Annotated in this window: 1 protein-coding gene; it reads right to left on the reverse strand. The window is 45.3% G+C overall.

Annotated features, from left to right (window positions below; all coding sequences use genetic code 11):
* The coding region (locus LUU93_RS21860) for a BNR-4 repeat-containing protein (protein WP_369010206.1) at positions 1–329 on the reverse strand (329 nt) is incomplete at both ends.

Genomic DNA, 329 nt, shown 5'->3' on the forward strand with positions numbered 1-329 from the left:
TGTTCTTCCAAGTAAGACCATGATTATCGCTATACATATAATTAATATCATGATTGGACATCGCATCTGGCGTCTCTCTCCATATAAAGGGCATATGCAAGCGCCCATTCTGGTCAAAAACAAACCCTAATGGATAATTGCCGCGCTGTGTGCTTGTACCCGTGTAAGAGCCTACATAAGTCCCTGAGCTATGAATCATTTTCCCGTTAAGTGTCCACCCGTGCGATGCTGAATCATAAGTCGCCAGAAATCTCCACCCATTGCCGGAGCCTCTTGTGCGATACATAAAGAGCAGGTTGCCATTGGGTGCTTGAACGAATGTTGGATAG

It is taken from the genome of Flavobacterium soyae (assembly GCF_021245985.1).
Lineage (GTDB): Bacteria > Bacteroidota > Bacteroidia > Flavobacteriales > Flavobacteriaceae > Flavobacterium > Flavobacterium soyae.